This window comes from Phenylobacterium deserti (assembly GCF_003254705.1).
Taxonomy (GTDB): Bacteria; Pseudomonadota; Alphaproteobacteria; order Caulobacterales; family Caulobacteraceae; genus Phenylobacterium; species Phenylobacterium deserti.
This window is the reverse complement of record NZ_QFYR01000001.1, coordinates 1,071,092-1,083,632: the sequence shown is the minus strand read 5'-3', so window position 1 is coordinate 1,083,632 and position 12,541 is coordinate 1,071,092. Positions and strand designations below refer to the sequence as shown.

The following is a 12,541-nucleotide window of genomic DNA, read 5'->3' as shown; positions in this document are numbered from 1 at the left end:
CACAGGAGACATCGCGCCGCGGCTTGCGCGGCATGGCCAGGCTTGAACAAATCGGCGCTCGCAGAACGGGGCTCCCGATGACCAAGACACTCTCCGCCCTAGCCGCCGCCAGCGTGATCTGGACCGCGCCGGCCCTGGCGCAGCCGGCCGACCCGCTGACGCGTCCGATCCAGCCGGCCTACGCTGCCCGGTGGCTCGCGCCACAGGCGCCGGCCAGGGTGTTCGGGAACACCTACTATGTGGGGTTCGGCGGCCTCAGCCTGGCGCTGATCGACACGGGCGCGGGGCTGATGCTGGTGGACGGCGGCGTGCCCCAGGGCGTGGCGCAGGTCGAGGCGAACATCCGCAAGCTCGGGTTCAGGGTGCAGGACATCCGCTACATCCTGTCCACCGAGTCCCACTGGGACCACTCCAGCGGCATCGCCGCCCTGGCGCGCGGCAGCGGCGCCATGGCGATCGCCAGCGCGTCGGGCGCGGAGGCCCTGCGCCTGGGTCGTTCAGATCCCGAGGACCCGCAGGCCGAGGATCTGGAGCGGTTTCCGGCGGTCGGCAGAGTGCGGGCGGTCCGCGACGGTGAGACGATCCGGTTAGGGAACGCCACCGTGCGCGCGGTCATGACGCCGGGCCATTCACCCGGCAGCACCAGCTGGACGTGGAAAAGCTGCGAGGCGGGCCAATGCCGCAACGTGGTGTTCGCCGCGAGCCTGAACCCGATTTCTTCGGACCACTTCCACTACACACGCCACCCGCGACGCGGGGACCTGACGACCGGCTTTCGCGCGGGGATGCGCAAGCTCGCGGCTTTGCCGTGCGACGTGCTGATCACCGCGCACCCGGATCATTCCGGCTTCGACGCCAAGCTGAAGGCGGCGGAGGCGGGCCGCGCGCCCAACCCGTTCGTCGATCCCGGCGCCTGCCGCGCCTATTCGGCCAAGTACGAGGCGCTGCTGGACAAGCGGATCGCCGGGGAGAAGAGCGAGAAGTAGGCCCGCTCCTCAGCGCCTCCGACGGGTACCGCCGGTGAGCCCGCCGAGGACGCCACGCATGATCTCGCGGCCGAGCTGCGTGCCGATGCTGCGCAGCATGGACTTGCCGAACGCGCCCGCCATGTCGGCCACGTCTTCGCCGATGCCGCCCTGATCACGCGCCTTGGAGCGGGTCGGACGCGCCCTCGGCGCCTCCTCGTCGTCAGCTTTTGCTGCACCCTTTGCTGCAGCACGATCCTGCAGCATTTCGTAGGCGCTCTGCCGGTCCTGAAGCTGGTCGTAGAGGCCGCGGACAGGACTTTGCGCGATCATCTGGCGTCGCTCCGCGGCGTCCAGCGGACCCAGGCGCGAAACGGGCGGGCGGACGAGCGTCTTCTGCACCACCGTAGGGGCGCCCCTCTCGTCCAGCACGGAGACCAGGGCCTCGCCGACGCCCAGGTGCTGGATGGTTTCGGCGGTGTCGAACGCCGGGTTCGGGCGGAAGCTCTCGGCCGCCGCGCGTAAGCCGCGCTGCTCCACCGGCGTGTAGGCGCGCAGGGCGTGCTGGATCCGGTTGCCCAGCTGACCCAGAACCGTCTCAGGGATGTCGGCCGGATTCTGGGTGACGAAATAGATGCCGACGCCCTTGGATCGGATCAGGCGAACGACCTGCTCAACCTTCTCCAGGAGCGGCTTGGGCGCGTCGCGGAACAGCAGGTGCGCCTCGTCGAAGAAGAAGGCCAGGCGCGGCTTCTCCGGATCGCCGACCTCCGGCAGTTCTTCGAACAGCTCGGACAGCAGCCACAGCAGGAAGGTGGCGTAGAGGCGGGGCGAGGAGATCAGCTTGTCCGCGGCCAGGACGCTGATGTAGCCGCGGCCCGAGCCGTCGGTGCGCATGAGGTCGGAGAGCTGCAGGGCCGGTTCCCCGAAGAGGTTGGCGCCGCCCTGACTCTCCAGGACCAGCAGCTTGCGTTGGATGGTGGCGACGGTGGCCGGCGAGACGTTGCCGTACTTGGCGCCCAGCGCCTTGGCGTTCTCGGACGCATAGGTCAGCGCCGCCTGCAGGTCCTTGAAGTCGAGCAGCAGCAACCCGTCTTCGTCGGCAGCGCGGAAGACGACGTTCAGCACGCCCTCCTGCACTTCGTTCAGCTCCAGCATCCGAGCGACGAGCAGCGGGCCCATCTCGCTGACCGTGGCGCGGATCGGATGGCCGTCCTGGCCGAACAGGTCCCAGAAGATCACCGGCGCGGCGGAAGGGCGAAGCTCCAGGTCCATGGACTGGGCCCGCGCCTGCATCTTCGCGCTGGGCTGGCCGGCTGCGGCGATGCCGGACAGATCGCCCTTCACGTCGGCGGCGAAGACCGGGACGCCGGCGTCGGACAGACCCTGGGCCAGCACCTGAAGGGTGACAGTCTTGCCCGTGCCGGTGGCGCCGGCCACCAGCCCGTGCCGGTTGGCCCGATCCAGCCTGAGCGCCTGTGGCCCATCCGCCCAACCGATCAGCACGCCGTCGCCGCTCATTCCAAGCTCCTCGCAACCTTGCAGGGCCTGGCAAGCTAGCGGCATGGGACGGCGCTCGCCAGGAGAACAACCCTCTAGCGGGCGATGGAGCCACCTGCACCGCTGGGGCGTTCATGGACCTGGTCCGCGGACGCTAAAGCGCTGCTCTCAAGGCAGGCATTTACGGCGCAGGAACGAATTGGCGCGAAGATCGTCTCGACTTTGTCCCGCAACGAGGCAAAATCACGCCGCGTCCACTCCGAAAAGGGGTAGAGGACGCCTTCATTGACGGCGGCGGACCCGCCGAGGACAGTCGGGCAGCACCGCGAAAGCTTTCCATGGCCGCAAGTTCCTCCGCCGTCACCCGCAACGCGACCGTCTTCCTGGCGGTGATCGCCGCTGGCGCCGCGCTCTACTGGCTCCGCGAAATCCTGACACCTTTGGCCATGGCGATGTTCCTGGCGGTGATGGTCGACGGTTTCGCCCGCGTGCTGGAGCACCGCCTGCCCGGGGTTTCGCGCCGCGCGGCGACGCCGCTGGCGGTCATCCTGTCGCTGGTGATCTTCGGCGGCAGCGGCTTTTTCATCTACGAGAACGCCGCGTCCTTCGCGACCCAGCTGGTGGACTACGCCCCGCGGCTGAACGCGATAGTGCAGCGCGTCGCCGGCATGGTGGGCATCGACGCTCCGCCCAGCCTGACACAGATGATCCAGCAGTTCGACTTGCGCCCGTGGATCGGCCGGATCGCCAAGGGCCTTCAAAACTTCGGCTCGACGGCCGCCTTCGTGCTGGTCTACGCCGCCTTCATCATCGCGTCGCGCCACAGCTTTGAGCGCAAGATCGTGGCCCTGTTCCCGAACCGGGACAGCCGCCAGGAGGCCATGGCCGCCTTTCTGCGCATCCGTGACGGGGTCGAGCAGTATCTATGGGTCCAGACGGTCACCGGCCTGATGATCGCGGTCGGCTCCTGGATCGCGATGGTCGCGGTGGGGCTGCACGATGCCGCCTTCTGGGCCTTTCTGATCTTCATCGCCTCCTACATCCCAGTGATCGGTGCGGTGATCGGCGTGGCCGCACCTCCGCTGTTCGCCCTGGTCCAGTTCCCCACCCTCTGGCAGGCGATCGTGCTGTTTGCCGTGCTTCAGGGCATCAGCTTGGTGGTCGGCAACGTCATCTACCCGCGCATGCAGGGCCGCAGCCTGAACATGGACCCCGTGGTGGTCCTGCTGGCGCTCGCCTTCTGGGGCTCCATCTGGGGCCTGGTCGGCGCCTTCCTGTCGACGCCTATCACCGTGATGATGATGGTGATCCTGGCGCAGTTCGACGGCACCCGCTGGCTGGCCGTCCTGCTCAGCTCCGACGGGGACCCGCAACACCTGAAGAACAAGAAGCCGGGGCAACCGCCGGACGCCGGAATGTCGTCCGAGCCGGCAGGCCGCCGGTCGAGGAAATCGTAAGGATCGAGGGCTTTAAGTTGATTTGCCGCTCCCTATCTAAGGCTGGTCGCCGCCAAGCAGGCCGCGACAGGTGCGTCCGACCCTCCCCCAGCCCCCGGACGCAGCGAGCAGTAAGTCTCCCGTCGATCCCCCACGGCGGGGCCGCACGCCGCCGGACTCTCTCCTCCGGCGGCGTCCTCGCGTTCCGGGAGACCTTCCAATGAACAAGCCGGTCCAAGCGCCCACCAGTCTGGTGAAGGCGGTGCTTTCGCTTATCGGCGAGGACGACGCGGCGCGCGCGTTCGCCGAGCAGGCGGCGGCGGACGCCGCGCCGGACGAGCTGCCGGAGCTGTCGCCCGAGCAGCTGGCCGAGACCCTGGCCGACTTCTGGCGTTTCGGCGCCGAGCGCGAGGGCGGCCCCAAGATCCGCGTCGCTCCCGCCCCGGGCGGGGTCGAGCTCGACCGCCTGGAGATCGTGCAGGCCGACGGCCCGTTCCTGGTGGACAGCGTCATGGGCGAGATCGCCGCTCAGGGCCTGTCGGTAAGGGCCATGTTCCACCCCATCGTGCCGGTGGCGCGCGATCCGAAAGGCGCCCGCACGCCGGGCGGCGAGGGCCGGCGGGAGTCCATGATCCTGGTGATCCTGGATGACGTGGGCGCTGACCGCGAGCAGGCGCTGATCGAGGGCGTTCGTCAGACCCTGGCCGACGTGCATGCGGCGGTGGAAGACTTCCCAGCCATGCTGGCCTTGATGGGCAAGACCCTGGCCCAGCTGCAGACCACGCCTGGCAAGGCCAAGGACGAGGAGATCGCCTTCCTGTCCTGGCTGGAAGCCCAGCAGTTCGTCTTCCTGGGCGCGCGGACCTACGAGTATCCGAAGCTGGCCAGCGGCGACTACGCGCCGGAAGAGCCGGTCTATCAGGCCAAGGACGGCCTGGGCGTGCTGCGTGACCCGGAGCGCACTGTCCTGCGCCGGGCCAACGAGCCCGCGGTGCTGATGCACCAGATGAAGGACCGGCTGGTCACCGATCCGGCGGTGGTCGTAGCCAAGTCCAACGTGAAGAGTCGGGTCCACCGCCGCGGCTACATGGATTACGTGGGGGTCAAGCGCTACGACGCCGACGGCAAGCCGTCGGGTGAGACGCGGTTCGTGGGCCTGTTCACCGCCGAAGCCTACGACCAGCCGGCCAGCGCCGTGCCGCTGATCCGCGAAAAGGTCGCCCGGGTGCTGCAGCGCGCCGGCGCGACGCCCAACAGCCACAACGAAAAGCGGCTGAAGAACATCCTGGAGAACCATCCCCGGGACGAGCTCTTCCAGATCACCGAGGACGAGCTGCTTGAGCAGGCGCTGGGCATCCTGCACCTCTACGACCGGCCGCGGGTGCGGCTGTTCGAGCGGCGCGATCCCTTTGACCGCTTCGCGTCCGTTCTGCTGTTCCTGCCTCGGGACCACTACACCTCCGACGTGGCGCAGCGGGCCGGGCGGATCCTGGCGGCGGGCTACCAGGGCCGCGTTTCGGCGTCGTACCCCAGCTTCTCCGACGCGCCCCTGGCGCGGGCCCACTTCATCATCGGCTTCACCCCCGGCCAGCACCAATGGCCCGACCTGAAGGCGCTGGAGTCCGCCATCGCCGAAGCGGCGCGCACCTGGGAGGACCGGTTCGAAAGCGCCGTGCGGGCCGGCGGGCGTGATCCCGACGAGGTCACGGGCCTGCTCGCCCGTTATCGCAACGCCTTCGCAGCCGGGTACCGCGACCGCTTCGACGCCGCCGAGGCGCTGGCCGACATCGGGGTGATCGAGGCCATGGGCGAGGCCGAGCCGGTCCGCGCCCGGGCCTACCGGACAGCCGATGACACGCCGATCCAGTTCCGGTTCAAGCTGTACCGAACGGGAGGGCCGGCGCCCCTGTCGGACGTCCTGCCGATCCTGGAGAGCATGGGCCTGCGCGCCGTGGCCGAAGCCGGATTCCCGGTGAGCCGGCCGGGCGAAGCGCCCGTGTGGGTGCACGACTTCGAAATCGAGGACGAACGCGGCGAACACCTGGTGTTCGACGAGGTGAAGCTCGCCTTCGAAGAGGCCGTCGTCGCGGTCTGGAACGGCCGCACCGAGAACGACGGCTTCAACCGCCTGGTGCTGGAGCTGTCGATCCCCTGGCGCGACGCCGCGCTGATCCGGGCGCTGGCCCGTTACCGTCAGCAGTCGGGCCTGGATCCCACTCAGCGCAGCCAGGAAGAGGCGCTGTCCAACCACCCAGGGGTGGCGCGGCTGATCCTCGACCTGTTCCGCACTAAGTTCGATCCGGCCATCCGCGCCGACTTGGCCACTCGCCAGGAGCAGGCGCGGGCGGTGATGGACGAAATCACGGCGGCCCTGCAGCAGGTGTCGAGCCTGGACGAAGACCGCGTGCTGCGCCGCTTGGCGCTGCTGGTGCAGGCCATTCAGCGGACCAACTTCTACCAGCGCGACGCGCAAGGCGCGCCCAAGCCCTACATCTCGTTCAAGGTGGCGAGCGGCGAACTCGCCGACCTGCCGGCGCCGAAGCCGTTCCGCGAGATCTTCGTCTGGGGCGTGAACGTCGAGGGCGTGCACCTGCGCTTCGGTCCGGTGGCTCGCGGCGGCCTGCGGTGGAGCGACCGGCGCGACGATTTCCGCACCGAGGTGCTGGGCCTGGTGAAGGCGCAGCAAGTAAAGAACGCAGTCATCGTCCCGGTGGGCTCCAAGGGCGGCTTCTTCCCCAAGCAGCTGCCAAAGGGCGGCACGCCGGACGCGATCCGCGGGGCGGCGATCGAGGCCTATAAGACCTTCCTGTCCGGCCTGCTGGACCTAACGGACAACCTCGCCCCCGACGGGGCGGTGATCCATCCGCAGGACGTGGTGGCGCACGACGGAGATGATCCGTACCTGGTGGTGGCGGCCGACAAGGGCACCGCCACCTTCTCCGACATCGCCAACGGCATCGCGGAGTCCTACGGCTTCTGGCTGGGCGACGCCTTTGCTTCGGGCGGGTCGGCCGGCTACGACCACAAGGTGATGGGCATCACCGCCCGCGGAGCCTGGGAAGCGGTGAAGCGCCACTTCCGCGAGCTGGGCAAGGACATCCAGTCCGAGCCGTTCACCGTGGTCGGCTGCGGCGACATGAGCGGCGACGTGTTCGGCAACGGCATGCTGCTGTCCAAGCAGATCCGCCTGCTGGCCGCCTTCGACCACCGGCACATCTTCCTGGATCCCGACCCCGACCCGGCGGCGAGCTGGGACGAGCGCAAGCGGATGTTCGAGCTGCCGCGCTCGTCCTGGGACGACTACGACAAGAGCAAGATCTCGGCGGGCGGCGGGGTGGTCGCCCGCAGCCTGAAGTCCATCGAGCTGACGCCCGAGGTGCGGGCCATGCTGGGGGTCACGGCCGAGGCGCTGACGCCCGCCGAGCTGATCACCGCCATCCTCAAGGCGCCGGCCGAGCTGCTCTACCTGGGCGGCATCGGCACCTATGTGAAGGCTCGCCACGAGGCGAATGGCGATGTCGGCGACAAGGCCAACGACCCGGTGCGCATCAATGGCGCGGACCTGCGGGTGAAGGTGGTCGGCGAGGGGGCGAACCTTGGCCTCACTCAAGCGGGCCGTATCGAGTTCGCACAGGCAGGAGGTCGGATCGACACCGACGCCATCGACAACTCGGCCGGGGTCGACAGCTCCGACCACGAGGTGAACATCAAGATCCTCACCGGCATGCTGGAGCGCAACTGCGAGCTGGATCGCAAGGCGCGCGACGTCCTGCTGAAGTCGATGACCGAGGACGTGGCCGCCCACGTGCTGGTCCACAACTACGACCAGACCCTGGCGCTTTCGCTGATGGAGCTGGACGCGCCCGGCGAGCTGGAGCCCTACGCGCGGTTCATGCACCAGCTGGAAGCGGCCGGGCGCCTGGACCGGATGGTGGAAGGCCTGCCGGACGCGGCGGCCATCGAGGCGCGGGCGCAGGCCGGCCGCGGGCTGACCCGGCCGGAGCTGGCCGTGCTGCTCGCCTATGGCAAGCTCGAGCTGAAGCGCGAGATGATCGCCAGCCGGGCGCCGGACGATCCGTGGTTTGAAGCCAAGCTCGAGGGCTACTTCCCGGCCGGCATCCGCAAGTACAGCGAGGCTCTGAAGCGGCACCGCCTGCGGCGGGACATCATCACCACCGTTCTGGCCAACGACATCGTCAACCGCTGCGGCCCGAGCTTCCCCTCGCGGCTGATGACGGCGGCCAACTGCGATGTGGCGGCGTTCGTGGCCGGCTATGAAGCAGCCAAGACCGTGCTGAAGGTCGATGAGCTGTGGGCCGGCGTGGCGGCGCTGGACGGCAAGGTTCCGGCGGCGGGGCAGATGACCCTGTTCCGGACCCTGTCCAACGCCCTGCGAGCGGCGACCTTCTGGCTGGCCCGGCGCGCCGCGCGCGAAAGCCTGGGCGTGGAGGCGCTGGTGAAGCGTTACGGCCCCGGCATCGGCAGCCTTGCGGCCCTGTTGCCCGAAGCCGCCTCGGCGGTGGAGCGGCAGGCGTTCGACGACCGCGTGGCCCAGCTGGTGGACGCAGGCGCGCCGGAGGCGGAGGCGCGTAGCGCGGCCGTGCTGCAGTCCCTGACCACCGCCGCCGATCTGGTGGATCTGGCGGAAGCCTCCAGCTGGCCGCTGCCCAATGTGGCGCACCTTTACCACGCCACCGGCGCGGCCTTCGGCTTCGACCGGCTGCGGGCGGCCTCGGCCGGCTATCGGGTGGGCGACGCGTTCGAGCGGACAGCCCTGCGCCGGCTGATCGAGGACCTGCTGTCCGAGCAGGCGCAGCTGACGCAGGCGGTGATGGACTTCTCCGGCGCGGGCCAGGCCGGGGAGGATCCCGAGCGCGCCCGGGAGGCGGTCAGCTCCTGGTCGGCCTTGCGACGCGACCAGGTGGAAGCGGCCTGCCGCACCCTGGAGGAGATCGAGGCGGCGGGCGGGGCCTGGACCTTCGCAAAGCTGACCATCGCCAACGCCGCCCTGCGCGAGCTGGCGACCCAGGCGGCGGTGAAGAAGAAGTAGGGCGCAATTCCTCCCCATCAGGGGAGGTGGCGCGAAGCGACGGGGGTCCCCAGCCGAGTCGGCGGCGGACCCCCTCACCGGCTCTGCCGGAGCTCCCCCGGAGGGGGAGCAACTGCCGCTTCTAGTGTCGGAACACCCGCACGCCGGTGAAGACCATGGCGAGGCCGCGCTCGTCCGCGGCGTCGATGACCTTCTGGTCGCCGATGGAGCCGCCGGGCTGGATCACGGCGGTGCAGCCGGCTTCCGCCGCCTGGATCAGGCCGTCCGGGAACGGGAAGAAGGCTTCCGAAGCGCAGGCCGAACCGGTCAGGTCCAGGTTGAAGTCGGCGGCGCGCAGGGCGGCGATCCGGGCTGAGTCCTTGCGGTTCATCTGGCCGGCGCCGATGCCCAGGCTCTGGCCGTCCTTAGCGTAGACGATGGCGTTCGACTTCACGTGCTTGGCCAGAGTGAAGGCGAACAGCATGTCGCGTACTTCCGCCTCCGTCGGCTCGCGCTTGGTGACGACCTTGAGGTCGGCGGCGGTCAGGCGCGCCGTGTCGCGGCTCTGCACCAGGAAGCCGCCGGAAACCGATTTGAAGGTCACGCCGGGCGTCAGGGCGTCGGGCAGCCCGCCAGTGGTCAGCAGACGGACGTTCTTCTTCTTGGCGAAGAGGGCGGCTGAGTCGTCATCGACCTCCGGCGCGATCACCACCTCGGTGAAGAGCTCAAGGATCTTCTCGGCGGTGGCGGCGTCCAGGCGGGTGTTCAGGGCGATGATGCCGCCGAACGCGCTGACCGGATCGCAGGCCAGGGCGCGCTGGTAGGCTTCCAGCACCGTGGCGCCGGTGGCCACGCCGCAGGGGTTGGCGTGCTTGATGATGGCCACAGCCGGCGCCTTGGCCGGATCGAACTCGGCGATCAGCTCGAAGGCGGCGTCGGTGTCGTTGATGTTGTTGTAGCTGAGCTCCTTGCCCTGGAGCTGCCTGGCGGTGGCGACGCCCACGCGCGGATTGGCGTCGCGGTAGAAGGCGGCGGCCTGGTGCGGGTTTTCGCCATAGCGCATGGTCTGCACCAGCTCGCCCGCGAAGGCGCGGCGGCGCGGCGCTTCCTCGCCCAGCTGGGCCGCGAACCAGGAGGAGATGGCCGCGTCATAGGACGCCGTGCGGGCGTAGGCGCGCGCGGCGAGGGTCTTTCGCAGCGACAGCGGGGTCTTGCCGCCGTTGGCCTTCAGCGCTTCCAGCACCTCGGCCACATCCGACGGCTCAGTGCAGACGGCGACGTAGCCGTGGTTCTTGGCCGCCGAGCGGATCATGGCCGGACCGCCGATGTCGATGTTCTCCACCGCGGTCTCGTAGTCGGCGCCGGAGGCCACCGTCTGCTCGAAGGGGTAGAGGTTGACGTAGACGAGGTCGATGCCGCCGATCCCGTGCTCGTCCATGGCCGCCTTGTGTTCGGGCGCGTCACGCACGCCCAGCAGGCCGCCGTGGACAATGGGGTGCAGGGTCTTCACCCGGCCGTCCATCATCTCGGGGAAGCCCGTCAGCTCGGAGATGTCCTTCACAGGCAGGCCGGCGTCGGAGATCGCCTTTCGGGTGCCGCCGGTGGAGACCAGCTCGACGCCCATCTCCGACAGAGTGCGGGCGGCTTCGACCAGGCCGGTCTTGTCCGAGACGCTCAACAGGGCGCGGCGGATCGGGTGGAGATCGGGAGCGGGCGGGAAATCGGGGGCGGCGGGCACGGCAGTCTCCTGGCTTCAGGTTCGGCGGTGCCCAGGCGAGCGGCGGCGCATCACGGGACACGCAATATGGTCTCCGCGCTCCCCGGTGGTCGCCCACCTCATTCGCCAGTCACGCGGGATGGCGCCCGATTAGGCGTCCGGCGCCGGGGCGTCAACGCGGTTTGCCTGCGACAGCTTCCATCGGACGCGGGCGCCGCTTTCCAGCCGCGCCTGGCCGCGCAGCACGATCTGCTGAGACCGGCGGGGCATGCCGCGCTCGTAGTGGACGGAAGGCTCGATGGCGACTTCCAGGGCGTCGTTGCGCAGCCACCACCCGGCGTCGCCGCCCTCCGGCTTCAGCAGGACGCTCTTCTTGTCGCGCGCCACCTGGGCCTGGACGCCGGGGGCCAGGTGAAAGCGGACCATGAAGGGGATGAACCGCCGGCCGTCCGGACCGGGCGCAGCGCCGGTGGGAGAGAACCTGTCTTCGCCCCGCAGTTCGTCGGCGGCCACGTCCACATAGAGGCGCCGTTCGTGGCGCAGGCCGAAGCGTTCGGCCCAACCGTCGTGGGACATCTCCAGCCACTGGGCGCCTTCGGCCTCGTGCCGGCGGGCCTCGACCTTATCCGGCGCGCTGACCAGGCGGGGGCCAAGAACCTGGGCCGGAAAGCCGCGCAGGGGCTGGCCGCAGTGGGCGTCGCCGACGGAGGCGGTGGAGGCGGCGTCCACCAGCCGCATGGCCTGGGGCGCCTGAGCGTTTGGCGACCAACCGCCGCCCACCACCAGCCGCTTGCCGCCCACCAGAACCTCAATCGCCAGCGGCTGGGCGCAGGCGGTGACGCTCCAGGCGCCCTTGGCCGGCGGCGCGGCGTCCGCCAGCACCTGCAGGGCGCGGCTTTCCAGACGCTGGTAGCCGTTGCGGGTGACGGGCCCGGAAGCGTCCGGGGGCGTGTCGTCCAGCGAACGTGCGGCGGCGATATAGGCCCGCGAGGCCGCCTCGCCGCCCTGGAACGCGGCCAGCCGGCCGTCCGCCAAGGTGAAGAAGCGCACGGCGCCGCCCAGCCGGTCGATGGCGCGGATCAGCTCTTCCGGCGGCGGCAGGCCGCGCTGGGACAGCGCCTCGTCCAGGGTCAGCAGATCGAACAGCAGCTCCAGGGCCGCCTGGGGACTGCGGGAGGCATGGCCGCCGTCGGGCTGGACGGTGACGGGCAGCGCGCGAACCAGCTTGGCGAGCGCCTTGGTCATCAACCGCTCGCCCGCCGGATCGGCCAGGGCGCACCCGGCCACCGCCGCCGCGCAGGCCCGCTCCGCCGCGCGGGCCGGACCTTCGTTCAAGCCGAGCAGGAATCGCGCCTGGCGGGCGAGATCGAGGGCGATCTGGGCGGTCTCGGCGTCCGATGCGCGCGCAGTGATCGCCCGGCCGGCGCAGGCCAGGTTGAAGACCCGGCGCTCCAGGACGTCAGAGCTCCAGGAAAAGGCGTTCCAGCGCCCGAAGGTGCGCCGCCACTCCAGGGTGAGCCGCAGGCCCTCGGCGGCCGCCTCCGGACCGCCGGTCAGGAGGTCCCGCATCCAGCCGAAGCGGTGGAGGCCGACCGCGAACCGGCGGCTGGGACTGGCCCTGTTCCAGGGATCGCCCCGCGGGCCGGGCGCCACCGTCTCGCCGCCGAACACGAAGGCGCCGGACATTATCCGCAGGCCGTTCTCGCGCTCGGGCGGACGCAGGTCTTTGGGCTGGGCGGAAAAGCCGTCCGGCTTGGGATAGGAAAGGGACAGAAGGTGCGGCGGCGTTCCCGTCCACTCGCGGGCCGCCTGGCGCAGGACGGAGAGCCCCACGGCCTGGACAAGATAGCGGGCGGGCAGCTTGGCCAAAGGAGACGCCATGCCGCCGCCCCTG

General features: G+C 69.9%; 6 protein-coding genes and 1 riboswitch. Of the genes, 3 read left to right on the top strand and 3 right to left on the bottom strand.

Annotated elements, in window-relative coordinates:
• Positions 1-77 precede the first annotated feature (77 nt).
• Positions 78-986 (top strand): subclass B3 metallo-beta-lactamase, encoded by a 909-nt coding sequence (gene bla / locus DJ018_RS05370; protein WP_111513824.1) that lies wholly within the window; start codon positions 78-80, stop codon positions 984-986.
• Positions 987-995: 9 nt separating this feature from the next.
• Here the strand turns inward: bla and DJ018_RS05365 are convergent, their stop codons facing one another.
• Positions 996-2,486 (bottom strand): helicase HerA-like domain-containing protein, encoded by a 1,491-nt coding sequence (locus DJ018_RS05365; RefSeq protein ID WP_111513823.1) that lies wholly within the window; start codon positions 2,484-2,486, stop codon positions 996-998.
• 317 nt (positions 2,487-2,803) lie between these two features.
• Between DJ018_RS05365 and DJ018_RS05360 the strand changes: the two genes are divergently transcribed.
• Both DJ018_RS05360 and DJ018_RS05355 read left to right on the top strand, forming a co-directional pair.
• The gene (locus DJ018_RS05360; protein ID WP_111513822.1) at positions 2,804-3,922 is read left to right on the top strand and encodes an AI-2E family transporter; all 1,119 of its coding nucleotides are present in this window, start codon (positions 2,804-2,806) and stop codon (positions 3,920-3,922) included.
• A gap of 199 nt (positions 3,923-4,121) precedes the next feature.
• The gene (locus tag DJ018_RS05355; RefSeq protein ID WP_111513821.1) at positions 4,122-8,951 is read left to right on the top strand and encodes an NAD-glutamate dehydrogenase; all 4,830 of its coding nucleotides are present in this window, start codon (positions 4,122-4,124) and stop codon (positions 8,949-8,951) included.
• Between the two features lie 121 nt (positions 8,952-9,072).
• Here the strand turns inward: DJ018_RS05355 and purH are convergent, their stop codons facing one another.
• Entirely contained in the window at positions 9,073-10,668 is a 1,596-nt protein-coding gene (gene purH / locus DJ018_RS05350; protein ID WP_111513820.1) for a bifunctional phosphoribosylaminoimidazolecarboxamide formyltransferase/IMP cyclohydrolase, read from the bottom strand.
• Between the two features lie 22 nt (positions 10,669-10,690).
• Positions 10,691-10,791: riboswitch (ZMP/ZTP riboswitch) on the bottom strand.
• A gap of 6 nt (positions 10,792-10,797) precedes the next feature.
• Positions 10,798-12,528 carry a heparinase II/III family protein gene (locus DJ018_RS05345; RefSeq protein WP_111513819.1) on the bottom strand — a complete coding sequence of 577 codons (1,731 nt, stop codon included), beginning with the start codon at positions 12,526-12,528 and terminating at the stop codon, positions 10,798-10,800.
• Between the last annotated feature and the right edge of the window lie 13 nt (positions 12,529-12,541).